Raw genomic sequence first — 25800 nt, 5'->3', positions numbered from 1 at the left:
TGATAAGCGATATTGAATTTTTTTATTGTGGAAAAATTTTTCCATAAGTGGATAAAAATATAGTTATCCACCTTTATCTTGAACTGTGGAAAAAAGAGAAGAAATTTTTGATCAGGTTTTGTTTGTTTTCCACACTAAAAATATAAATAAATTTTCAAATTCAACAGACAGTTTTTTTATTGGATATTTCTATGTCTTTAAAACCCGATTTTTTTTGTTATGGAATGTACTTCTGCCTCTACAGCTGTATGAAAAATTGAATCATTATTTTTTATTGCACAGTCAGGATCTTTTAAACCATTACCAGTAAGAACACAAACAATAGTTGAGTTTTTTGGGACTTCATTTTTAAGTTTTAATAATCCAGCTACAGAAGCCGCACTAGCTGGCTCGCAAAAAATACCTTCTTCTTTTCCTAGAATTTTGTATGCATTAAGTATTTCTTCATCTGTTACTGACGAAAATTTACCATTGCTAGATTTTTTTGCTTGAAAAGCTTTTTCTTTGTTAACAGGATTTCCTATTCTAATTGCAGTTGCTATTGTTTCTGGATTTTCAATGCTTCTTCCTTCTACTAAAGGAGCAGATCCGGTTGCTTGAAAACCCATCATTCTAGGTAATTGTTTACATTTATTGGCTCTAAAAAATTCTTCAAAACCCATCCAATAAGCACTTATGTTTCCTGCATTTCCCATTGGTATACATAACCAATCAGGAGCATTTCCAAGGTTTTCTATTATTTCAAAAGCAGCTGTTTTTTGACCTTGTAATCTGAAAGGATTTACTGAATTGACGAGAGTTATTGGGTATTTATCTGATAATTCTCTAACAATATCTAACGCTTTATCAAAATTTCCTTTAATGGCTAAAACTTCTGCACCATAAACCAATGCTTGAGCAAGTTTACCTTGAGCTACATATCCATCTGGAATAACTACAAAAGCTCTCATTCCACCTTTTCTTGCATATGCAGCTGCAGATGCTGAGGTGTTACCTGTACTTGCACAAATTACGGCTTCGCATCCTGATTCCTTTGCTTTACTTATTGCCATTGTCATACCTCTATCTTTAAACGATCCTGTTGGATTTAGTCCGTCATATTTGGCATATACTTTAACGCCATTACCAATTCGATCAGATATTGATTTTATTTCTATTAGAGGAGTTGCACCTTCTTTTAAAGTGATGATTGGTGTTTTTTTTGTTACGGGTAACCAGGGTTTGTATGCTTCTATAAGACCTTCCCAATTATTTTTTTTGGGAGTAGAAGTGAAAAGCTGTTTTAATTTTTTCGAAAATGCCACTTCATCTGCAAGTAGTTTTAAGTAATCTAAGTGCTAGACCTTCCATCTTTTAGTTTTTTAAATGGAGAATCTGAATAGAATTCGATTAATTCTTTTACTGATTCTACTTTTTTAAGTGCTTTGCTTAGTGCGTTTAGATTAATAGCTATATTTTTTGTCGGATAAGAACTAAAGAAATCGATGAGATTAATTTTTTGATTATTTTTATATGAACTTAAAATAAGTCCAGACCTTATTGCTTTTATGCCTATTTTTTTATCTAATATTTTGTTTGGATGAACAATTTTAGATAGTCTGCTTAAAAAAACTTCTCCTATTTTACTATTCATTAATTTGCTACTAGCAGTTAAAGGTATTTCTATTTCATAAGATAAAAATTTAAGGAGTTCTTTTTCGTTTTGATTGGTTATTCTTATTAGATTTTTTAATTTAGTACTAGGTATTTCTGTTTCTCTAAATTTATATAATTCTTCAATTTTTATATTTCTACTAAATGTACCTTTGTAGAGAAATAATCTTTCTGCTCCTTTAACGCTTGGACTAAAAAATAACAATATTAATAATAAAATTTGGCTTTTTTTTAGGTTCATTTATTGTTCTACACCTGCTGCAACTTTGACTAATCTTACTAGACCTTTTTCGGAGGTTTTTTGCATTAGTCCCAAACCCATTTTGTATGTATCTTTAGTTATTAATATTCTAGGGATTTGTTTGAATATTATTTTTCTTTTGAATCCTGGATTCATTCTAGATGTATTAAACATTTTTTGAATTGAAGATAAATTTAAAATTTTATTATTATTTATCTTTGCTGATTTCTCTATCGTTTTTGAACGAATTTTCAATGGGAGTTTATTATTGAGTTTAATTATAGTTTTCCAACCAATAGAATCTATCTTCATAGCTAAAATACTAACTAATTCATTTCTAAGAGTATCACCATTTTTTGAAAATAAAAAATCTATTGTTTGATCTAATATTTTTTCACTGTCTAATTTCTTTTCTTTAGTAGCGCTTGATAATAGGTCATCTAATCTTTCTAATTTTAAACTATTTTCATCAAAAAGCATTTCTTTTAAACTATTTCTTAGTTCTGGATTTTCATCTTCCATTAATCTTCTTGCGAAATAAGGATATGCAGCTCCAAGTATTTTGAAATCTGGATCTACGCTTAGAGCTATGCCTTCTAAAGTAATTAATGATCTGATAATAAGTGCGTAATAAGGTGGTAATTTAAATGGAAATTTATACATAATACCAGACATATCATCTGTTACAGCTTTGAAATCCATTTTATTTACTCCTATTTCTAATGCGCTGGTAAATACACTTTCAAAAGCAGGCGCTATAGGAGTTAAATCGACTTCTTCTGATAAAAAACCTAATTGAACAAAATCTTTGGAAAGTTTATCAAATTTTCTATTTACTAGATGTACAACAGCTCTTATTAATCCAACTCTTGATTGTTGTGTAATATCGCTCATCATCCCAAAATCTAAATAGCATAACCTGCCATCATCCATTGCTAAGATATTTCCTGGATGAGGATCTGCATGAAAGAAACCATGTTCAATTAGTTGTTGAAGGCTGCAACTTACTCCGATTTCTATCATTTCATTAGGATCAATTCCTAATTTTTTTACAGCTTCTATATTTGTTAATTTTATACCATCAATCCATTCCATTGTTAGAACTCTTCTACTTGTAGCTTCTCTATAAATTTTTGGAACTGCTATTTTATTGTTTGTGCTATGTAATTTTTTAAATTTTTCAGCATTATTTGCTTCATTAATATAATCCATTTCTTCAAAAATTCTCTTACCTAGTTCATCAATTAATGCGACTAAATCGCTTCTTATTATACCAATATTATTTTTAAACCAAATAGCTATATTTCTAACAATATATAAATCTAAAGTAATTTGTTCTCTTAGTCCTGGTCTTTGAATTTTTACGGCAACTTTTTCCCCATTTTTGAGTATTGCTTTATGAACTTGTCCTAACGATGCTGCCGAAATCGGCTCTTTATCTATTTCGTGAAAAATATTCTCTACTTTCTCTTCTAAATCTTCTTCAATACATGCCATAGCAAGTTTACTTTCAAATCCTGGTAGTTGATCTTGAAGCTGTGCTAATTCTTCTAAAACTATTGGAGGAACTATGTCTGGTCTAGTCGATAGTGCTTGTCCAGCTTTTATGAATGCTGGACCTAAATCTACAAGTAGCTTTGTAAATTCTTTAGCCCTAAATGTTTGTCTTTCGTTTTTTTCTAAAGACCCAATTAATTTTTCCCAACCTACGCCAAGTAAAAATAAACCTATTGGTAAAAGTGTTTGCCAAAGTCTTCGAAGTAGACGAATTGGATTTTTTTTGTAGATTATGTCAATAGCTTTAGGGTCATACTCAAGTAGACCTGAGGCTTCAATGAAATCGCTGAGTTCTTCGGCCATTTAATTATGGCAATGTTCTACATACCTTCTAGTCCATTCTAGGCCTAGTTTGTGCCTTTTTGATCCCTTTGAGTTATGCTAAAAAGCCTTCGTTTTCAAAATATATCTCTATTTGGGAATTTAGAGATTGATTTCGATAAAGGATTTACTGCTTTTACAGGTGAAACTGGTTCAGGTAAATCAATATTTATTGATACGTTAAACAGTCTATTGGCATGCAAAAAGATCATACTAGACAATAAACTGGTAGAAAAAGATTCTTCTTTTTCATCTATTGAAGGTGTTTTCTATATTTTTTCAAATACAAAAGATTGGCTAATAAATCAAGAATTTGACTTTGATGATGAATTAATAGTAACCAGAGAATGGCGTTTAAAAGAAAACAAATATAAATCTAGATTTAGAATTAATGGTGTATTAGCTAATAGAGAACAAATTTCACAATTAAGATCACTCTTGTTAGATTTTACTCTACAAGGAGATACTTATATTTTGAATAATAGAGATTATCAATTGACTTTATTAGACTCTCTAGACTTAGAAAAAATAGAAGAATCTATTAAAAATGTCAATCAATGTTGGAAAAATTGGCATGAATCATACTCTCAGTTAAAGCAAGCACAAGAAAAAATTATTGATTTTAAAAATCAATTTGAAGAATTGCAATATATTTATCAAGATTTAGAAAAATTAGAACTAAAAGACCCAAAAGAAGATAGAAAATTAGAAATGGATCAAAATCGTTTATCGAATTTATATAGATTAAAAGAAGGAGTTAAGACAATATTATTACGTTTAAATGAAGGTGTAGATGAATATCCATCATTGTTAGATCATACTAATTTTTGTATTAATGAGTTAAAACTTTTATCACAGATTGATTCTTCTTTGGAAACAATTTTCAATAATTTTTCAACTCTAACAAATAATTTTTATGACTTAACATATCAAATTAAAGACTACGAACAAACTTTGGATATTGATCCATCTTATTTAAATGATTTACAAATTAGATTATCTACTCTTAAGCTTTATCAAAAAAAATATCAAAGAAATTTACCAGAACTAATTAGTTATAAAAATGAATTGTTTAAAAATTTATCTTTTCAAGATAATTCTAATAATATAGAAGAGCTTATTTCTTTCGAACATGAGCAACGAATAATACGAGATCAGTCAAATAAAAATTTATCAAACATGAGAAAAAAGATTGCACTTAAATTAGAAGATAAATTGATAACTAGCCTTAAAGAATTAGGTATGCCTAACGTTCGCTTTAAGGTTCTTTTTGAAGAAAGGGAACCAACTGTTAATGGAATAGATAGAGTTAATTTTATGTTTTCAGCAAATCCAGGCTTCCCTTTGGCACCTCTTGCAGAAGTTGCATCAGGTGGAGAGAAATCTAGAGTTTTACTAGCTATAAAAGCCATATTTGCTTCATTTGATCAAACGAATCTTTTGATTTTTGATGAAATTGATTCTGGGGTCAGTGGTTCAGTAAGTAGTTATGTTGCTAATTTGCTTAATCAATTGTCTTGTCATCGACAAGTTTTTTGTGTGACTCATCAACCTTTAATTGCAGCATTTGCTGATAATCATTTTGCTTTTAAAAAGATTGTAATCGCTGGTAAAACAGTTTCTAAGCTTACTAATTTGAAGGAAATAGCAGATAGACAGAAGGAATTAGCATTATTGGCAGGAGGAGAAATTGTAGAAGCAAATGCTTATGCGGCGAGTTTGCTGGAACACAAAGCTGCATGATGAGCATATTTTTTTATACAATTAACTATTAATAATTTTCCCTAATGGGAAGCTCTGAATCTAATTCAAAAAAAAAGTCATTAAATATTGATTCTTCTAATGAAGAAGTCATAACAATTCGTGGTGCAAGACAGCATAATTTAAAAAATGTTGATTTATCAATTCCAAGAAATAAATTAGTAGTTTTTACAGGCGTTAGCGGAAGTGGTAAAAGTTCTCTAGCATTTGACACCATTTTTGCTGAAGGACAAAGGCGCTATGTTGAAAGTTTGTCTGCATATGCAAGACAATTTTTAGGTCAGGTTGATAAACCTGATGTTGATTCAATTGAAGGCTTATCACCAGCAATTTCTATTGACCAAAAATCAACAAGTCATAATCCTCGTTCAACAGTTGGAACAGTTACTGAAATTCAAGATTATTTTCGTTTGCTTTTTGGAAGAGCTGGAGAACCTCATTGTCCTGAATGTTCTAGGCCAATAAAGCCTCAAACGATAGATGAGATGGTTGATCAAATAAAGACTCTTCCAGAAGGGACTCGTTACCAATTGCTTGCTCCAGTTGTTAGAGGCAAGAAAGGGACACATTCAAAATTATTGTCTGGACTTGCTGCAGAGGGATTTGTCAGAGTTAGAATTAATAAAGAAGTTAGAGAACTAGCAGATAATATTGAATTAGATAAAAATCAATTACATTCCATAGAGGTGGTTGTTGATAGATTAATTGCAAGGGAGGGAATTGAAGAGAGATTAACTGATTCATTAAGTACTACTTTAAAAAGGGGTGATGGTTTAGCAATAGTTGAAGCAGTTCCCAAAAAAAATGAAGAACTTCCTAAACATATAGAGCGAGAAAGATTATTTTCTGAAAATTTTGCCTGCCCAGTTCATGGTGCAGTTATTGAAGAATTATCTCCAAGATTATTTTCATTTAATAGTCCATACGGTGCCTGTCCTGATTGTCATGGACTAGGTCATTTGAAAAAATTTACTTGTGAGAGAGTTATACCTGATCCATCTTTACCAGTTTATGCTGCAGTTGCACCATGGAGTGATAAAGATAATTCATATTATTTTTCATTATTATTTTCGGTCGGTGAGGCATTTGGGTTTGAGATAAAAACTCCTTGGAAAGATTTAAAAGAAGATCAAATTAATATTTTGTTAAACGGTAGTAAAGAACCAATTTTAATAAAAGTTGATAGTAGATATAAACAAGACTCTGGATTTAAACGTCCTTTTGAAGGTATTTTACCAATTTTAGAAAGACAGTTACAGGACGCAAATGGTGAAGCTGTTCGTCAAAAATTAGAAAAATATCTTGAGCTAGTACCTTGTGCAACTTGTCACGGTAAAAGATTACGTTCTGAAGCTCTTGCTGTAAAACTTGGTCCTTATTCGATTACTGATCTTACTTCCTCAAGTGTTTCCAAAACACTTGAGAATGTAGAAGAATTAATGGGTCTTGAGAAGTCTAAAAAATCAGAACAATTACTATCTAATAAACAGAAAAAGATAGGAGAATTAGTCTTAAAAGAGATTCGATTACGTCTTAAATTTCTTTTGGATGTTGGACTTGATTATTTAACTTTAGATAGACCTGCAATGACTTTATCTGGAGGAGAGGCTCAAAGAATACGATTGGCTACTCAAATAGGTGCTGGTTTAACAGGAGTACTATATGTATTAGACGAACCTAGTATAGGTTTACATCAAAGAGATAATGATAGATTATTGTCTACATTAAAAAAATTACGTGATCTGGGCAATACTCTTGTTGTGGTTGAACACGATGAAGATACTATACGAGCTGCTGATCATTTAGTTGATATAGGCCCTGGAGCTGGTGTGCATGGAGGTGAAATTATCGCTGAAGGATCTCTCAATAATTTGTTGACTGCTAAAGAATCCTTAACTGGTGCTTACCTTAGTGGACGTTCAGCTATTCCAACTCCTACTCATCGTAGAGATTCTGTACAAAGAAAATTACGCTTGATTGATTGTGATAAAAATAATTTAAAAAATATTTCTGTAGATTTTCCTTTAGGTAGATTAGTTGCTGTAACTGGAGTTAGTGGAAGCGGCAAAAGTACTTTAGTTAATGAATTACTGCATCCTGCTTTAAATCATTCCTTAGGGTTAAAAGTTCCTTTTCCAAAAGGTCTAAAAGAACTCAAAGGTATAAAATCAATTGATAAAGTTATTGTGATTGATCAATCACCAATTGGTAGAACTCCACGCTCTAATACAGCTACTTATACAGGTGCATTTGATCCTATACGTCAAATATTTGCAACTTCTGTTGAAGCAAAAGCGAGAGGATATCAAGCAGGTCAATTTAGCTTCAATGTAAAGGGTGGAAGATGCGAGGCTTGTCGTGGTCAAGGTGTAAATGTAATAGAGATGAATTTTCTACCAGATGTTTATGTTCAATGTGATGTCTGCAAAGGAGCTCGTTTTAATCGAGAGACACTACAAGTTAAATATAAAAATTATTCTATTTCTGATGTATTAGAAATGACTGTTGAACAAGCTGTGGATGTTTTTTCTGCAATACCACAAGCTGCAGATAGATTAAGAACACTTTTAGACGTTGGTCTTGGTTACATTAAACTCGGTCAACCTGCTCCAACATTGTCTGGTGGTGAAGCTCAAAGAGTGAAACTTGCTACTGAATTATCCAGAAGGGCTACTGGTAAAACTCTTTATTTAATTGATGAGCCTACAACTGGTTTAAGTTTTTATGATGTTCATAAATTAATGGATGTTATCCAAAGATTGGTGGATAAGGGAAACTCAATTATTGTCATTGAGCATAATTTGGATGTCATTAGATGCTCGGACTGGATCATTGATATGGGTCCCGAGGGAGGTAACAAAGGCGGTGACATCATTGCTATGGGAACTCCTGAAGAGGTTGCATCTGATTCAAATAGTCACACAGGTAATTATCTAAAAAAAGTTTTGGAACTTCATCCTCCCAAAAAAACCTAAATATTTTTTGATATATTCCTTTACGTTAATCATTGAGCTTTGTTATTTTAAATAATTAAGATCAAAAAAATCAAGTAATAGTCTACACTTATAGTTTTAATTATTTTTTAAAAAAAAATATTATGCTTTCTTTATGTTTGTGGAATAAAAAATGAATTATTTATCTTCCAACTTTATCTAGAGGCTTTGCTTGGGATTAAGACTTTTACATTTAAATTTGCATGGCCTAATCCGATCACATGATCTAGAACTTGGGAGAGATTCTGATACAGGAGGGCAAACTTTATATGTTCTAGAATTAGTCAAAGGCCTTGCTGCAAGGCCAGAGGTTGATAAAGTCCAACTTTTTACAAGATTAATTCACGATAGGAGAGTTTCAACTGACTATGCAAAACCCGTTGAAAAAATATCAAGTTGTGCTGAAATTATTCGATTACCATTTGGTCCTAAGCGTTATGTCAGAAAAGAATTGCTGTGGCCATATTTGGATGATTTGGCTGATCAAATAGTTCAAAGATTACAACAAGACAAAAATTTACCGGATTGGATTCATGCTCATTATGCGGATGCTGGCTATGTAGGTGCTTTAGTAAGTAGAAGATTGGGATTGCCATTGGTTTTTACTGGTCACTCATTGGGAAGGGAAAAATTAAGAAGATTATTGGCGGCTGGAGTAGATCATGATCAAATAGAACAGACTTACTCAATTAGTAAAAGAATTGATGCGGAGGAAATAGCTTTAGCTCATTCAAATTTACTAATCACAAGCACTAAGCAAGAATCTGATGAACAATATTCTCGTTACGGAAAATTTAGTTCTAAAAATGTTGAAACCATTCCTCCAGGTGTTGATTTAAATCGTTTTCATTCAATAGATCTTAATCAAACAGAAGAAGAAAAAGAATTAGATAAAATTTTTAAACCCTTTTTGAGAAATACAAAACTTTCTCCTCTTTTGGCCATATCTAGAGCAGTCAGGAGAAAAAATATTCCTGCATTAATTGAGACTTATGGGCGTTCACCAGTTTTGCAGCAACGACATAATCTTATTTTAATTTTAGGTTGTCGTGAAGATTCTCGTCAGCTTGAGAAACAGCAAAAAGAAGTGTTTCAACAAATTTTTGAATTGGTTGATAAATATAATTTATATGGAAAAGTTGCTTATCCAAAACAACATAAAAGAGAACAAATTCCTTCAATATATCGTTGGGTTGCAAAGAGAAAGGGTCTCTTTGTTAATCCTGCCTTAACAGAGCCATTTGGCTTGACTTTATTAGAAGCTGCTGCCTGTGGTTTGCCGTTGGTAGCTACAGATGATGGTGGTCCAAGAGATATTCTTTCTAGATGTGAAAATGGTCTACTTGTTGATGTAACTGATTTAGAAGCTTTCAGAGATGGTTTAGAGACTGCGGGCTCTAATTCCTCCTTATGGAAAACTTGGAGCAATAATGGCGTTGAGGCAGTAAGCAGGCATTTTAGTTGGGATGCTCATGTTTGTAATTACATCGCATTGATGCAGAAGCGATTGAAATTTCTTGCACCTCGATATTGGACATTTGGGAAAACCAAAGAGGCTACTCCAATTTCGAAAAATTTATTACTTCTTGATTTAGATAATTACCTTGAGCAATCAGAATCTCAAGGTTTATCAAAACTGAGAAATAAGTTAAATGAGACTTCATTCAAAATGGATATTCAATTAGGAATTTTAACTGGAAGATCCATTAAATCTGCACGTCATCTATATGCAGCAAAACAATTACCAAAACCCGCAGTCTGGATATGTCAAGCTGGTACTGAAATTTATTATTCAGATGAAAATAAAACCGATATTTTTTGGCAAGAGTCAATAGCTATTGATTGGAATCGTAAAGGTGTAGAGAAAGCTTTGTTCGATTTAAAAGATTATATGGAGTTACAGTCAATTGATAATCAGGCTCCCTATAAGGTTAGCTATCTTTTGAAAGAACCTAGTACTGCACTTTTACCTTTGGTTCGTAAAAGATTAAGACAGGCTGGATTAGCTGCTCTACCTCATCTGAAATGTCATTGGTATTTAGATATTGTTCCTTTGCGAGCATCTCGAGCAGAAGCTATAAGGTTTTTGACTTTACGATGGGGTCTCTCTTTAGAAAAAGTTCTAATTGTTGCTAGTCAACAAGGTGATGCAGAGTTGTTAAAAGGATTGACACCCACAGTTGTTACTTGTGATCATGACGCATCATTGGAAAGATTTAGAACTCAACAAAGGGTATTCTTTTCTGATTCTGAAGATTGTGTTCTTGATGGCTTAAAATATTTTCGGTTTTTTAATACTCAATAATTAATTTGCTTTGTTTATTCTTCAAGAATCAACGTAAGTTGTTGATATGGTGGCTCTTCACTCACAAATCCCCAATCATTGAAAATCTTGGAGTCTAAATGAGTAATTATTTGACGTTTATTTCTTTTTTCTACTTTAAAACCCTCCTCAGACATTTTTCTCATTAATCTTGCAGATTCTTCAAACCGAGCTGCCATAGAATCAAGAGTTTCGCAGTCGCTAGTTAATCCTTCTTCTTTCCAAGTAAAATACGTCATTTAAAGAATTTCAATATTTAATCTTTAATAAAAAAGATTAGATTAGATATTACTAATAATAATGTAACCAACCAAAAACTACTTACAATTCTAATTTCATTGTTACCTTTAAGTTCAAAGTGATGATGTAAGGGAGTCATTAAAAAAAATTTATAGCCTTTACCTTGTAATTTTTTAGAAATTTTGAAAATAGTTACTTGAATTATTACCGAGATAGATTCTGCGAAAAGTATTCCTCCCATAATTAATAGAGACCAAAGATTATTAGATATTAAAGCTATACCTCCCATAGATGCTCCTATAGCTAGAGAACCTGAATCTCCCATAAATAATTTTGCAGGATATTTATTTAGAAATAGAAATCCCATACATGCACCAGCCATGACTATACAAAGTTGAGATAGACCAGTGTTATTAATTGAATTTTCTATTAAAATAGTAATAGATAGACCCGCAAAAATTATTACGCTACATCCACTTAGTAATCCATCTAAACCATCTGTTAAATTAGCTGAATTACTTTCAGCTAATAAAACAAATACTCCTAATGGATAAATTAAATTCCCTATATTAAAAGTTCTATTTTCTATCTGAATAGAATTATTTATATAACCATTTGATGCACAAAATATTATAAAAATAAGGCTAATAATTAACTGTAAAATTATTTTTTGATTAGAATTTAAGCCTGTGTTGAATTGTTTTTTTAAACTTAGCAAATCATCAATTAATCCAATAAACATAAAAAATATAATAAGAACACTTAAAGTTAAGACAACCTTATAATCTTGTGTATTAAAATATAAGATATTACTTATTATTATTCCTATAGGAATAAAAAAAATGCCACCCATGGTTGGAGTACCTTGTTTAATAAAATGATTTTTAGGCCCTTCTTCTCTGATTACTTGCTTAACTTTAATTTTTTTTAACTGAGGTATTCCTATCAAAGTGATTGCTGATGATACAAGAGTTGTAATTATAAAAGGAATTGTTAAATTGCTATTTTGTAGATTAAAATCAAAAAATATACAAATTAAAGTAATTAACCCAAATAAGACTATTACTTGTTGATTATTATTTTTTAAAAATAATACTTTATTTTTATCAAAAAGTTTTTTAGACTTTTTCAAAATATAAGCTTGTAACTTAATCTTCCCATTCTTCATCTGTAGGCTCTTCTTCAGCTTTATAATCTTCTTTTTCTCCCATTAAAGCGGAAAGCTCTTCTTCTTCAACTGTACTGATTTCTTGTTCATTCGAATCTTCATCAGCAACTAATCTTCCACTAGTTTCTAACCAAGATAGTAAATCTGGCTCTTCTCTTAGAGGGAGAACAGGGGCGGGCTCTTGCCTGCCATAGCGAGTTAAAGCGGGGTTAATTCCGTCTAAAGCTGATAAATTGATTTTTTCTAGATCGCTCATATCAATATTATGATCGATGAATTAACATAATGCATTATGGATTAATTTTCTAATTTTTATGCTGACTTCAAAGCTGACATTAATTACTTTTACATGGTGTATGGCTTTGTTAGTGAGTATTTCTCTTAGAATAACTGGAATTGCTCATCCACAACCCTTTTATATCAATCATTTATTTGTGTGGTTTTTGGTTTTTGGTCCATCTCTTTTTCTTTTAATTTATTTTTTGATCAAGAGATCTTTTTCTGTAGATTCATTAATTTAATTTTGAGGATCAAGTGAATTTAAATTGTTTACATGATTATTTTATTTTTACTTCAAATCAAGATGTGCAGGATCTATTGATTTTTGGACAAAATATTGATACTTGGTTGATTTATGTACTTATTTTTTTTGGTTTTTCTGCTTTAGCTTTTCTTTCCGTTTGGTTTATTGGGTTGTTAATTGAAAGGCAATCTGGCAATTCCATTAAGCAGCCATGGGAATAATTTTGTGAATGACTTTTTCTGTTCTTTTTTAGGTCTTTAAGAGTTTTGTATTTGCATTGATTGTCTAAATTAGAAATTTTGTCCAATAGGTCTCTATATTTATTGAGGAGAATTGAAATTCCTCAAGGATAAAAACATATGCGAAGTGCTAAAAAGGTTGTTTTGGCTTATTCAGGAGGAGTAGATACCAGCGTTTGCATTCCTTATCTAAAAAAGGAATATGGAGTGGAGGAGGTGATTGCTTTTGCAGCAGATCTTGGTCAAGGTGACGAGCTTGATGAAATTAAAAACAAGGCAATTGCAGCTGGAGCTTCTAAATCACTTATTGGCAATTTAGTAAAGCCTTTTATTGAAGATTTTGCTTTTCCTGCGATTAGGTCTAATGCTTTGTATCAAGGGAAATATCCTCTTTCAACTGCATTAGCAAGGCCATTAATCGCACAAAAACTTGTAGAAATTGCAAGAGAATTAAATGCTGACGGGGTTGCGCATGGGTGTACTGGCAAAGGTAATGATCAAGTTCGTTTTGACGTGACAATTGGTGCTTTAGCGCCTGATTTGAAATTGCTTACACCAGCAAGAGAGTGGGGCATGAGTCGTGAAGAAACTATTGCTTATGGAGAGAAATATGGAATAGTTCCACCCGTAAGTAAAAAAAATCCATACTCTATCGATTTAAATCTCTTGGGTAGAAGTATTGAGGCTGGTCCCCTTGAAGATCCATTTGAGATGCCATCCGAAGAAGTTTTTGGTATCACATCATCAATTTTAGATTCACCTGATGAGCCAGAAATAGTGGATTTCCTGTTTGAAAATGGTAATCCAGTTGCAATTGATGGAGAACGAATGGATCCAATATCTCTTATCAAGAAGGCTAATAGTCTTGCAGGAAAACATGGTTTTGGTCGTTTGGATATTATTGAAGACAGAGTAGTTGGAATTAAAAGTCGAGAAATTTATGAAACACCTGGCTTGCTTTTATTAATCAAAGCGCATCAAGAAGTGGAAAGTTTAACTTTGCCTGCAGATTTATTAAATACTAAATTTAGGTTGGAGCGACAATGGGCTGATTTGGTGTATCAAGGTTTTTGGTTTAGTCCTTTAAAAGAAGCCTTGGATGGATTTATTAATTATTCTCAAAAACAAGTTAATGGAACTGTAAAGATTAGGCTTTTCAAAGGTAATGCTGATGTTATTGGTAGAAAGTCAAAAAACAATAGTTTGTATATTTCTGATATGTCTACTTATGGAAGAGAGGATAAGTTCAACCATACATCAGCCGAAGGGTTTATCTATGTGTGGGGATTGCCAAGCCGAATTTGGTCTTGGATAAATAAATAAATAATTTTTCATTTGTTTATCCTTACCCCTTTATTACTTCACTGTTCAGTGGCTTCTTCTTTTTTTTCGTTTTTAGTAGATGATTCGGTCTTATCTTCAATAGTTGACTCGGCCTTATCTTCAATAGTTGACTCGGCCTTATCTTCAATAGTTGACTCGGCCTTATTTTCAGTAGCTTTTATTTCTTCCTTGTCTGTTTCAGATTTCTCAGCTTCATCTTCCTTAGATGTGGATTTTGGAGTTGGTAAAGGACCTTCTTGTTTTACTGTCAGGTAGCGGATAACGTCTTCGCTCAACCTCATAGCTCTTTCTAGGAGGGCAACTTGCTGCCCATCTCCTTTGTGACTTAGTTGCACATATATTCCTTCTTTGTGCTTTGCAATTGGATAAGCAAGTCTTCTTTTCCCTCGCATTTGACTATCTAATACTTCTGTTCCTGCTTTAACAAGTATTTCACTATATTTTTTTAGATGGCTATCAACTTCATCCTCCGGGATATCCGGACGAAGAATGTACATTGTTTCGTAGTAAGGTTTTTCAGACATAAAAATACCGACGAGGACTAGATGGCTCAACATGAGCAGCGGATCTACAATCTTATACTGAATCGGTAACTTTTTACAATTGCATTTTTACCGCTTGGCTGATTCCTGGTAAATTTGGTTCATTACCTTGAGTGCAAGACCAAATGCAATAAGTAATCATTGCAAAGAGACTAATTAATAAAGTACTCGAAAAAGTTCTTATTATTAATGAGCTTCCAAAAGGACTAAAGAAAATTTGAAAAATAAAACTAATTATAATTATACCAATATTGATTAATAAAGATTGAAGAGCATTAAAACGTAAAAAATATGATACTTTAGTATTTCTTACTAGTCCAATAAATATTGCTAAAAATAATAATAAATTTCCAAAGGGTATCGATCTTTCAATAATAATAATAGGAATAGCTGGTATTTGAAGAATTTGAGTAAAAGGATATTTTATATATAAATGATTACCAAACATAAGGCTATCTGCCCATGGAATCATATATAAAAAAATTCCTAATATTTTTCCTCCTATGGAAGGCATAAGTAAATTAAATTTTTATTCAGATTAAAGCATTAAATGTTTTTTTGCAGATGATTTCATTATTTGAGTTGGTACGTTAGTAAAACCGCTCCACAGTTTAATTGACAATGCTCCTTGCTCAACAAGCATATCAAGCCCGTCAATTGTGAAACAATTTTTTTCTTGTCCAAGCTTTAACCATTTTGTTGGTCTTGGAGTATATATCAAGTCATATAAAATAGTATGACTTGAAAGACTGTTCCAAATTTCATTACCAAGTGGAATACTTTCTTGTTCAGTTTGATTGCTATTCATTCCAATTGGAGTTGTATTAACAATTAAATCAGCTTCTTCTATATATGGGGAAACATTTAATTTTTTATAATTAATTCCTACAATAGATATCTCGCTATTTGTTTTTAAGTTTTTCATATTATGTATAAAGCTTTTTAATGATTTTTCATTCCGACCAATAACTGTAATTTTTTTCACATTTAAGCTATTAAGCCCCATAATTACAGCTCTAGCACTTCCTCCGCAACCTATCACAATGACATTTTTATTAATCAAATTATGATTTTTTAATGGCACTTTAAATCCATCAATGTCAGTATTTGCTCCTATCCATTCATTATTTTTTTCTGGTATTAATGTATTAACTGCTTGGATTTCATGTGCTGTATTAGTAAATTTATTACAAGCTTTTAAAATTTCTTGTTTATGAGGGATAGTTACATTTAAGCCTTTGCAATCTATAAGTCTTAATGCTGTTGTTAGTTGTATGAGGTTAGTTTTATCGCATGCAAATGCCAAGTAACACCAATCCAGTCCCATTTCTTCATATGCGGCGTTATGCATAACAGGGGAAAGTGAATGATTTACTGGTTGTCCAAGAAGTCCTACTAGATTAGTTTTTCCAGTGATAGTAATCATTTCGTGCTGATGCTGATACAAAAAGGTAAGAGACTGTTCGGGAACCACGCCTCGCCTCAAATAGGTTTCACTGACGAGGATGATACCTAAAGAAAGAAATTAACGGAGCTCTTAACTCATGGGGAAGGTTGTCGGAATCGATCTCGGTACTACAAATAGTTGTGTGGCTGTTATGGAAGGCGGTAAGCCTACTGTAATAGCAAATGCTGAGGGATTTAGAACTACCCCATCAGTGGTTGCATATACAAAAAATCAAGATCAACTTGTAGGACAAATTGCTAAGCGTCAAGCTGTGATGAATCCTGAAAATACTTTTTATTCCTCGAAGAGATTTGTTGGTAGACGAGTTGATGAGGTGAATGATGAATCCAAAGAAGTGAGTTATGGTGTAGAAAAAGCGGGATCCAATGTTAAGCTAAAATGCCCAATACTTGATAAACAGTTTTCTCCTGAAGAAGTTAGTGCGCAAGTTTTAAGAAAGCTTTCTGATGACGCTGGAAAATATTTAGGTGAAACTGTTACACAAGCAGTAATTACTGTACCTGCCTACTTTAATGATTCTCAGCGTCAAGCAACAAAAGATGCAGGAAAGATTGCAGGTTTAGAAGTTCTTAGAATTATTAATGAGCCTACTGCTGCTGCTTTAGCATATGGTTTAGACAAAAAAAGTAATGAAAGAATATTAGTTTTTGACTTGGGTGGAGGCACTTTTGACGTATCAGTTTTAGAAGTTGGTGATGGAGTTTTCGAAGTTCTCTCCACATCAGGAGATACACATTTAGGTGGTGACGATTTTGATCGGGTGATTGTTGATCATTTGGCTTCTACCTTTAAAGGCAATGAAGGCATTGATTTACGACAAGATAAGCAAGCATTGCAACGTCTAACTGAGGCAGCTGAAAAAGCAAAGATAGAATTATCAAATGCTACTCAAAGTGAAATAAATCTTCCATTTATTACAGCTACCCCAGAAGGACCAAAACATCTTGATTTGACTCTTACAAGAGGGAAATTTGAAGAATTGGCATCTAACCTTATTGATCGTTGTCGGGTCCCTGTAGAGCAAGCTTTGAAAGATGCAAAGCTATCTACTGGGGAAATAGATGAAATTGTTATGGTTGGCGGTTCTACACGAATGCCAGCTGTCAAAGAATTAGTTAAAAGAGTTACAACTAAAGATCCAAATCAAACAGTTAACCCTGATGAAGTTGTTGCTGTTGGGGCGGCAATTCAAGGAGGAGTTCTTGCTGGTGAAGTCAAAGATATTCTGCTTCTTGATGTGACTCCTTTATCCCTTGGTGTCGAAACTTTGGGAGGAGTCATGACAAAAATGATTTCTAGAAATACTACTGTCCCTACTAAAAAGGCTGAAACTTACTCAACTGCAGTTGATGGACAAACAAATGTAGAAATTCACGTTTTACAAGGTGAACGTGAGATGGCTTCCGATAACAAAAGTCTTGGGACATTTCGTTTAGATGGAATTCCTCCTGCTCCTAGAGGAGTTCCACAAATCGAAGTTACTTTTGATATTGATGCAAATGGAATCCTGAGCGTTACCGCAAAAGATAAGGGGAGTGGTAAAGAGCAAAGCATATCTATAACTGGCGCTTCTACTTTGTCGGATAACGAAGTAGATAAAATGGTCAAAGATGCAGAAATGAATGCTTCTGCAGATAAAGAAAAGCGAGAGAGGATTGATATAAAAAATCAAGCCGAAACTCTTGTCTATCAAGCTGAAAAACAAATAGGAGAGCTCGGAGATAAAGTTGATGAAGCTGCAAAAACTAAGGTTGAAGAAAAACGTGTCAATTTGAAAGAAGCAATAGAAAAAGATGATTATGACTCTATGAAGTCTTTAGTTGAGGAATTACAGCAAGAGTTGTATTCATTAGGAGCTTCTGTATATCAACAAGCAAATGCAGCTTCACAAGCAGCTGAAGATCCAAATACTGATAAAAAAAATGATGGAGATGATGTAATTGACGCTGAATTTACTGAGACAAAGTAATAATTAACATCTGTTAATTTTAAGTCCAATCCATTCAGCGCAAGAAGGAGCTAACAAAATACCATTTCTATAGTGACCTGTATTAATTAACAATCCAGGTTCTAATTCTTTTAATAATGGAGCAGGTTCGTTTCTTGGTCTTGCTCTTATACCACTCCACTGATGGCTAATTCTTGCTTTTCTTATCCACTTTGGGGCGTCCTTGTTCATATCCAACATTTCTTGCTTATATTTTAAATTTGGTTCAGTGCCATTTTCTATAGTTGCTCCCATTAGGATATGATTAGGATCATGGTGTATAAAATTTATAGATTGATAATTTAATATCGCAGGCCATTGATACCAATTAGTTGTTAGATCCTTTAATTCTAATTCAAAAACTTGTCCTAATATTGGCTCTAAATGTATTTCATGTCCTAATGGCTTTAATAACTTTTCAGTATTTAATGCAGAACAAATAACGATGTAATCTTGATTCATATATTCATTATTTTCAAAATATACTTGCCAGTTTTTGTTGGATAATTTATTATTTTTAATTCTGATAACATTTCTTTCAATTTTATTAACTTTCATATTATCAAGACTGCTCATTATTAATCTTATTAATTTTATTGGATTTAACCGACCATCTTCATGAGAAATTAATCCACCAATTAATTGTTTTTCAAAGATTGAACTCCAGAACTCTAATGAGATTTCATCTAAAAGTTCTATTCCATATTCTTTTTTATTTTTACTTATTTCAATCATAGATTGATATTCTTTTGCTGAACTCGCTAATTTAATCAAAGGTTTCTCTAATGCGATACTCGATCTGGAGTAATCTAGTTGAATAAGCCAATCTTTCCATAACTCCATACTTTTTTTTCGTAGGAAAAAAGCTCTTCCTTTTGTTCTTTTATAACTATTTCCCATCAGCACTCCCAAGGCAGCTTGGCTTCCATTTAGTGGATTAATATTATTTATTTCTGAGTTGACTTTCGGATCGATTAAATTCACTTTATAACCTTTTTGTCCTAGATGAAAGGCAGTTGTGATTCCTGCTATCCCGCTTCCAATTACTGAGATTTCAATTGGATTTTTTTTTGCTTTTAGGTTATTCATTTGCACAAATGCTGTGAAATTTGCTTGTTAATTTTCAATGAGTGCTCTAAAAAAGAGAATAGTTAAAGGATATAGTTGGAGTGAACATCAAAACAGTTATCTTGCAATTCATTTGTCCCGATAAGCCAGGACTAGTAAGTGATTTAGCGAGTTGGATTGCAAGCAAAAATGGGAATATAAGACATGCTGATCACCATACAGACGCTGATGCAAAATTGTTTCTAAGTCGGATCGAGTGGGATTTAGACGGTTTTATGCTTGATAAAAATGAAATAAATTCTGAAGTTACTTTACTTGAGAAACGATTGAACGGAAAAGCAGTCTTGAGTTTCTCTGATGATTTCCCCAATGTTGCAATATTTGTTAGCAGGCAGAGTCATTGCTTGGTTGATCTTTTATGGAGAGTTAAGGCAGGTGAATTATGTATGAATGTTCCCTTAGTTATTTCTAATCATTCAGACTTAGAGGAGATTTGCTCAAGCTTTGATATTCCTTTTAAGCTTATAAAAGTAGATAAAAATAGTAAATTAGATTCTGAAAGTAAAATATTAGATTTATTGAATGAGTACAAAATTGATTTAGGTGTTTTAGCAAAATATATGCAAATTTTAAGTAGTTCGTTTTTAGATAAGTTTCCTCATCTAATCAATATTCACCATTCTTTTCTACCTGCTTTTAAAGGTGCTCAACCATATCATCAGGCTTGGGAAAGAGGGGTAAAATTAATCGGTGCAACAGCCCATTATGTTACTCAAGACCTTGATGCCGGTCCCATCATCGAACAGACAATATCTAATGTCAGTCATCGTGATGAAGTATCAGATTTAATCAGAAAGGGTAGAGATTTGGAGCGAGTTGCTTTAGCAAGAGCTTTAAGGTTGCATTTAAGGCGGCAAGTAATTGTTTATAGGGGCAGAACGGCAGTATTTACATGATTAATAATGCAAACTTCTCGACTTTAAAAAATAATTTATTAGTAAATAATGGCTGGAGATGTTTTCAGATTGGAGTATTTTTTTTACCTTCAAGTGCCTTAATTTCTTATATATTTTTGCTAATAGCTCTTTTTGAAGGAAGTTTTATAAGAAGGGACCTTTATTGGAGGGACTATTGGAATTATCCGCTAGTACTAACATCTTTATTAATGTTAGTTGGTTGTATTCGCTCTCAAACTGGTTGGTTAGCATGGATTGGTCTTTTTAATTGGTTGCCATTTTTTTGGTGCTTTTGGGGCTTTCAACCATATTTGTTAACTACTGAACGAAGAAGAAAATGTGCTTCTTGGCTGGTCTTAGGAAGTTTACCTGTTTTGATAACTGGCTTTGGTCAGTTGTGGCTTGGATGGAAGGGACCATGGGAGCTTTTTGATGGTTTAATTATTTGGTTTATTTCTCCAGGTGGAGAGCCTTTAGGCAGATTGTCAGGATTGTTTGATTACGCAAATATCACTGCTGCATGGTTGTCTGGTGTATGGCCATTCTGCTTTGCTTCTGTTATCCGTCCTTTTATTTTTGGAAGAAATAGAGTTATTCCTTTTCTTCTTTCGGTTGCATTTGTTTTAGCAATGATTTTGACGAATTCTCGAAATGCTTGGGGTGCAATTTTTATTGGATTGCCTTTGGTTGTTGGTTCAGCATCATGGAGTTGGTTAATACCTTTAATGGTTATTTGTTTTATTCCAATTGTTATTGCTGTTTTACCCGTATTTGATGCTGGATTACAACAATTTGCAAGAAGTATTGTGCCTGAATCAATTTGGATGAGATTAACTGATATTCAGTTTGTTGACACTAGACCATTCGAGGCAACACGTATTGGACAATGGAGAATTGCATTTAATTTAATTTTTGAAAAACCTTTATTTGGTTGGGGAGCAGCAGCCTTTTCAATTATTTATCCTTTAAGGACAGGTTTATATCATGGTCATTCTCATAACTTACCTTTAGAGATAGCAATAAGTCATGGTATTTTAGTTGCTATTTTACTAAATCTATTTGTTTTTGCTTTATTAATAATTTCGGCTTATTATAAAATATTTAATAAATTAAGAACTCAAAAAAATTTAATAATTGATCGAGCATGGTGGACATCTGCATTGATTCTTATTTGTTTCCATGCAACTGATATACCAATGTTTGATAGCAGGGTTAATATTTTAGGCTGGTTAATATTAATAGGTCTTAGATGTATCATTTTTAATCCTGATACGGATAAGATTGTGTTTAAAGAAAATTGAAATTATTATATTAACTCACCTTCTTCAATTGTAATTTGTCTTTCATAAATTGAATGTTCATTAAATATTCTGGCAGTTAAAAAGCTAGTAATGCATGTAATCAATAGTGGCTTCAGTATTAAAAGATTTTTAGTTAATGCGAAGGCTAAAAACATTGCTGTTAAGGGCGTTCTTGAGCATCCAGCTACGAATCCGCCCATTCCTGCAAAAATATAGGTTGTTGGCACATGGCCGGTCAATGTTTCTACTCCTATACCGCTGGCTAAACCTATCGCTCCTCCTAGGGTGAGCATTGGATAAAATAAACCACCTGGTGCTCCTGAGGCAGCTGCCAAACCAGAAGCAAAAAATAAAATTAAAAATATACTGATTGCGAGAGTAAAACTACTACTTTCATTAACAATAATTTTTTGTAATCCTTCAATATTGTGTAGGTTTTCTGGAATTATTGAGTACACTGAACCAAGTAATAACCCAGATAAACTCATTCTTTGAATAGTTTTATGTTTAAACCATTTGTTTCCTAAGACTTGCATTCTTAAAACGTATTGGCAATACATTTCTGCTAAGAATCCAAGTAAGATTCCTAAAGCTATTAGGTATAAAAAATCTATTGGAAAGAATTTGATTACGGGTGTATATGCTCTTTCTAATTGAAAACCTAAATTATTAACAAATCCACCAGCTTTTTGATCTAGTCCAATCGCTTGCAAAATATCAGCACAGCTATCTGCCCAGAATGTTGTTACTACTACTAGTAAAAGGACGACGGGTCTGGCTGAATTTAAAAGTTCCTCAATTGCATAGATAAATCCTCCAATAGGTGCACTGAAAATGGCTGCAATTCCAGCTCCTCCTCCTGCTGCAACTATGACTCTGCGAAATGAAATAGGGGCTTTTAGCCATTTAGCCATTTTCCAGGCAACAGATCCTCCCATTTGTACTGCTGGACCTTCTGGCCCTAGTGGGAATCCACTGCCAATAGCAATTATTCCAGCAAATAGTTTGACGATTCCAACTCTTAATCCCATAGGAACTGGCTTATGGCGAAGAAATGCAATGATGTGACTTACTCCTGCTCCTTTTGCCGCAGGAGCAAAATTTTGAATGAGTGATCCAGCAATTAATCCTCCTAATGTTCCTAGGATTGGTAAAACTATCCATCTAGGCATATATCCAAGAAGATTTGATCGATATTGTTCTAATGCATGAATTCCAGTTTTGAATAATATTCCCGTTAATGCTGCTCCTAATCCTGTAAGGATTAGAGCAAGAATTACATTTAGCCATTTCTTCTGAAGAAGTTTTTTTATACTTTGAGTTGATTTCTTTTGAACGGAATTTTGACTTTTGATCATTTATCTCAATTTAGGTTTTTAAAATAGAGGCTTCTTCTTCTTTGGTTATTACACGGCCATCTTCGATAAAGTTTGGTATTTCATTAAAGTTTAAGTATCTGTATATTTCTTTAGTCAAAGGGGAAACTTTTTTGGAAGCTATTGCAAGATATTCATCAGGGGTAGGGATATGACCCAACAAAGCGCAAACAGCAGCCAGTTCTGCACTTCCTAAGAACACTTGAGCTCCTTTCCCTAATCTGTTGTTGAAATTTCTTGTACTGGTTGAGAAAACAGTTGAATTATCTTTTACACGAGCTTGATTGCCCATGCATAGAGAACAACCAGGCATTTCCATTCGGCTACCAGCTTTTTCAAAGATCTCGTAGTACCCTTCTTTCTTCAAAATCTCCTCGTCCATTCGTGTTGGTGGACATACCCATAATCGCGCTGATATCTTCCCTTCTCCTTCGAGAATTTTTGCAGCAGCTCGATAATGTCCAATATTAGTCATACACGAACCAATAAAAACTTCTTGGATAGGAGTGCCTGCGACTTTGCTTAAAAGTTTGACGTTATCAGGATCATTAGGACAAGCTAAAACAGGTTCTTTGAGTTCATTCAAGTTTATTTCGATGATTTCTGAATATTGAGCATTTTGGTCGGCTGATAGTAAATCTGGTTTTTTTAACCAATCTTCCATTTCTTTAATTCTTCTACTTATTGTTCTTGCGTCTTTATACCCTCTAGCAATCATATTTTTAAGTAAAACAATATTGCTTTTTAAATATTCACTGATTGTTGATTCAGAGAGTTGAATAGTGCATCCAGCGCAAGATCTTTCTGCGCTTGCATCAGTCAATTCAAAGGCTTGCTCTAATTTTAGGTTTGGTAGACCTTCAATTTCTAAAATTTTTCCATTAAACACATTAATTTTGTTTGCTTTCGCGACTGTCAGAAGACCTTGTTGTATTGCCATCCATGGAATGGCATTAACTACATCTCTTAAAGTGACACCAGTTTGTAAAGACCCTTTAAAACGTACAAGAACTGACTCAGGCATGTCTAAAGGCATAGAACCAATTGCTGCAGCAAATGCCACAACTCCTGAACCACCTGGGAATGAGATGCCCAATGGGAATCGAGTGTGACTATCGCCACCTGTCCCGACTGTGTCTGGTAAAAGCATTCTATTTAGCCAACTGTGAATAATTCCATCACCAGGTTTTAATGCTATTCCTCCTCTTTCAGCAAAAAAATCAGGGAGTTCTTTTTGAGTTTTGATATCAACGGGTTTGGGATATGCCGCCGTATGACAGAAACTCTGCATAACTAAATCAGCAGAAAATCCTAAACAGGCTAATTCTTTCATTTCATCTCTAGTCATCGGACCAGTAGTATCTTGACTACCAACTGTTGTCATTATTGGCTCACAACTTGTCCCAGGGAGTACGCCTTCTAAACCGCAAGCTTTTCCCACCATTTTTTGAGCTTGAGTAAACCCATGATTTGATAAAGCTGGCTGACCAGGACGAATAAAAAGAGTAGATGAAGGAAGTTTTAATTTTGCTCTAACTTTGTCTGTTAAAGCTCTTCCAATCATTAAAGGAATGCGCCCGCCGGCTCTTACTTCATCAGTAATAGTTTGTGGTTGTAAGTCAAATTTTGATAGAAGTTCCCCACCGTTGTTTTCATGTTTACTTCTTCTAATTTCTCCTTTGTAAGGAAAAATAGTTATCACATCTCCTGTTTTGAGCTTGCTTACATCACATTCAATTGGAAGTGCACCTGAATCTTCAGCGGTATTAAAGAAAATAGGCGCAATTTTACCTCCTATTATTACTCCACTCCCTCTTTTATTTGGAACGAAGGGTATGTCTTCTCCTGTATGCCAAAGGACAGAGTTTATTGCTGATTTTCGAGAGCTTCCTGTTCCAACTACATCACCAACATATGCAATCGAATGTCCTTTCTTTTTTAATTTTTCAATAGTGCTTAAACCATTTGGATCTCGAGTTTCTAGCATAGCTAGAGCATGTAAAGGAATATCCGGTCTTGTTGTGGCATGAGTGGCGGGAGAGAGGTCATCTGTATTTGTTTCTCCTTCAACTTTAAATACTATTACTGTTATTTCTTTAGCTAAAGATTGTTTATTAGTGAACCATTCTCCATTAGACCAGCTATTTATAACTTTTTCTGCATAAATATTGTTTTTTGCTAATTCAAAAATATCGTTTAATGCATCATAAACTAAAAGAGTATTACTTAATGCTTTAGATGCTGAGGCTGCTAATTCTTTATTATTAGATTTTAGTATTTCAATTAATGCTGCTACATTATAGCCCCCAATCATTGTACCCAATAGTTCAGTTGCTTTTAAAGGACTTACTAATGGACTTTTCGATTCTTCTTGAGCAAGTGAGCTAAGCCAAGTGGCTTTGACATAAGAGGCTTGATCAACTCCAGGAGGAATTCGATTGATAAGAAGATCTAGTAAGAAGTTTTGATCGATTTCTTTATCTGGCTTTTCTAATAACTTTGTTAAGGCTTGAGTCTGTTTTGCATCTAAAGGAAGCGGAGGAATTCCTAAAGCTTGTCTTTCTGCAGCATGTGATAAGTAGTTTTTTAGCATGTTTAAATCTCAAGAGAGGATGTATTTGAGTGAGAGTCTGTTATTTTCTTTTTTTACAATCGCATGTTTCTTGAACAAAGATTCAGATAATGCAACTTATTACCCCCCTATGACTGATACTTCTCTAATCTTATAACTATGATCAC

Annotated in this window: 20 protein-coding genes; 8 read left to right on the top strand and 12 right to left on the bottom strand. The window is 33.2% G+C overall.

All coding sequences use genetic code 11. The features are described 5' to 3' along the window. Positions 1-197: 197 nt before the first annotated feature. The 3 genes from thrC to DNJ73_RS09615 are packed head-to-tail and all read right to left on the bottom strand — an operon-like array spanning position 198 to position 3754. Positions 198-1304, bottom strand: a complete 1107-nt coding sequence (gene thrC, locus DNJ73_RS09625; protein WP_158467495.1) for a threonine synthase — start codon at positions 1302-1304, stop codon at positions 198-200. Between the two features lie 26 nt (positions 1305-1330). Further along, entirely contained in the window at positions 1331-1894 is a 564-nt protein-coding gene (locus tag DNJ73_RS09620) for an alpha/beta hydrolase (protein WP_158467494.1), read from the bottom strand. Beyond that, positions 1895-3754 (bottom strand): ABC1 kinase family protein, encoded by a 1860-nt coding sequence (locus DNJ73_RS09615; protein WP_158467493.1) that lies wholly within the window; start codon positions 3752-3754, stop codon positions 1895-1897. A gap of 75 nt (positions 3755-3829) precedes the next feature. Here DNJ73_RS09615 and recN point away from each other — a divergent pair, with 75 nt between their 5' ends. From recN to DNJ73_RS09600, 3 genes are all read left to right on the top strand, one after another. Next, a complete protein-coding gene (gene recN, locus DNJ73_RS09610) occupies positions 3830-5515 on the top strand; it encodes a DNA repair protein RecN (RefSeq protein WP_158467492.1) in 1686 nt (561 codons plus the stop codon). 44 nt (positions 5516-5559) lie between these two features. Continuing rightward, positions 5560-8508, top strand: a complete 2949-nt coding sequence (gene uvrA, locus DNJ73_RS09605) for an excinuclease ABC subunit UvrA (RefSeq protein WP_158467491.1) — start codon at positions 5560-5562, stop codon at positions 8506-8508. A 190-nt stretch (positions 8509-8698) separates the two neighbouring features. Beyond that, on the top strand, positions 8699-10831 hold the full coding sequence (locus DNJ73_RS09600; protein WP_158467490.1) for an HAD family hydrolase: 2133 nt from the start codon (positions 8699-8701) through the stop codon (positions 10829-10831). 14 nt (positions 10832-10845) lie between these two features. Here DNJ73_RS09600 and DNJ73_RS09595 read toward each other — a convergent pair whose 3' ends face one another. From DNJ73_RS09595 to DNJ73_RS09585, 3 genes are read right to left on the bottom strand one after another with little or no spacing between them, the layout of a single operon-like run. Further along, entirely contained in the window at positions 10846-11088 is a 243-nt protein-coding gene (locus DNJ73_RS09595) for a hypothetical protein (RefSeq protein ID WP_158467489.1), read from the bottom strand. Between the two features lie 17 nt (positions 11089-11105). Further along, positions 11106-12257 carry a phospho-N-acetylmuramoyl-pentapeptide-transferase gene (gene mraY / locus DNJ73_RS09590; RefSeq protein ID WP_261792601.1) on the bottom strand — a complete coding sequence of 384 codons (1152 nt, stop codon included), beginning with the start codon at positions 12255-12257 and terminating at the stop codon, positions 11106-11108. After that, positions 12238-12513 carry a DUF3134 domain-containing protein gene (locus tag DNJ73_RS09585; RefSeq protein ID WP_158467488.1) on the bottom strand — a complete coding sequence of 92 codons (276 nt, stop codon included), beginning with the start codon at positions 12511-12513 and terminating at the stop codon, positions 12238-12240. Before DNJ73_RS09585 ends, mraY begins: the two co-directional genes overlap by 20 nt. Before the next feature lie 278 nt (positions 12514-12791). Here DNJ73_RS09585 and DNJ73_RS10105 point away from each other — a divergent pair, with 278 nt between their 5' ends. Then, the gene (locus tag DNJ73_RS10105) at positions 12792-13001 is read left to right on the top strand and encodes a hypothetical protein (protein ID WP_187152646.1); all 210 of its coding nucleotides are present in this window, start codon (positions 12792-12794) and stop codon (positions 12999-13001) included. 138 nt (positions 13002-13139) lie between these two features. After that, positions 13140-14342 carry an argininosuccinate synthase gene (locus DNJ73_RS09575; RefSeq protein WP_158467486.1) on the top strand — a complete coding sequence of 401 codons (1203 nt, stop codon included), beginning with the start codon at positions 13140-13142 and terminating at the stop codon, positions 14340-14342. Between the two features lie 38 nt (positions 14343-14380). Here DNJ73_RS09575 and rpsF read toward each other — a convergent pair whose 3' ends face one another. From rpsF to DNJ73_RS09560, 3 genes are all read right to left on the bottom strand, one after another. Further along, on the bottom strand, positions 14381-14887 hold the full coding sequence (gene rpsF / locus DNJ73_RS09570; RefSeq protein WP_158467501.1) for a 30S ribosomal protein S6: 507 nt from the start codon (positions 14885-14887) through the stop codon (positions 14381-14383). A 73-nt stretch (positions 14888-14960) separates the two neighbouring features. Further along, positions 14961-15419 (bottom strand): Tic20 family protein, encoded by a 459-nt coding sequence (locus DNJ73_RS09565; protein ID WP_158467485.1) that lies wholly within the window; start codon positions 15417-15419, stop codon positions 14961-14963. Positions 15420-15443: 24 nt separating this feature from the next. Next, on the bottom strand, positions 15444-16331 hold the full coding sequence (locus tag DNJ73_RS09560) for a shikimate dehydrogenase (protein ID WP_158467484.1): 888 nt from the start codon (positions 16329-16331) through the stop codon (positions 15444-15446). Positions 16332-16449: 118 nt separating this feature from the next. Here DNJ73_RS09560 and dnaK point away from each other — a divergent pair, with 118 nt between their 5' ends. After that, entirely contained in the window at positions 16450-18342 is a 1893-nt protein-coding gene (gene dnaK, locus DNJ73_RS09555; protein WP_158467483.1) for a molecular chaperone DnaK, read from the top strand. Between the two features lie 3 nt (positions 18343-18345). Here dnaK and DNJ73_RS09550 read toward each other — a convergent pair whose 3' ends face one another. Next, positions 18346-19449: an NAD(P)/FAD-dependent oxidoreductase gene (locus DNJ73_RS09550; protein ID WP_158467482.1), complete on the bottom strand. Its 1104-nt coding sequence runs from the start codon at positions 19447-19449 to the stop codon at positions 18346-18348. Between the two features lie 80 nt (positions 19450-19529). Here DNJ73_RS09550 and purU point away from each other — a divergent pair, with 80 nt between their 5' ends. Both purU and DNJ73_RS09540 read left to right on the top strand, forming a co-directional pair. Beyond that, the gene (gene purU, locus DNJ73_RS09545; RefSeq protein WP_158467481.1) at positions 19530-20384 is read left to right on the top strand and encodes a formyltetrahydrofolate deformylase; all 855 of its coding nucleotides are present in this window, start codon (positions 19530-19532) and stop codon (positions 20382-20384) included. Beyond that, a complete protein-coding gene (locus tag DNJ73_RS09540) occupies positions 20381-21685 on the top strand; it encodes an O-antigen ligase family protein (protein WP_158467480.1) in 1305 nt (434 codons plus the stop codon). Before purU ends, DNJ73_RS09540 begins: the two co-directional genes overlap by 4 nt. Before the next feature lie 5 nt (positions 21686-21690). On the opposite strand, the gene DNJ73_RS09535 is transcribed toward DNJ73_RS09540, so the two are convergent. Then, positions 21691-23043: a ClC family H(+)/Cl(-) exchange transporter gene (locus DNJ73_RS09535; RefSeq protein WP_158467479.1), complete on the bottom strand. Its 1353-nt coding sequence runs from the start codon at positions 23041-23043 to the stop codon at positions 21691-21693. A 10-nt stretch (positions 23044-23053) separates the two neighbouring features. Then, complete coding sequence (gene acnB, locus DNJ73_RS09530) at positions 23054-25654, bottom strand: bifunctional aconitate hydratase 2/2-methylisocitrate dehydratase (RefSeq protein WP_158467478.1); 2601 nt, start codon at positions 25652-25654, stop codon at positions 23054-23056. Positions 25655-25800: the final 146 nt, after the last annotated feature.

Source organism: Prochlorococcus marinus XMU1408 (genome assembly GCF_003208055.1).
Lineage (GTDB): Bacteria > Cyanobacteriota > Cyanobacteriia > PCC-6307 > Cyanobiaceae > Prochlorococcus_B > Prochlorococcus_B marinus_A.
Note: the sequence above shows the minus strand (reverse complement) of the source record. Positions and strands in the feature narration are given on the sequence as shown.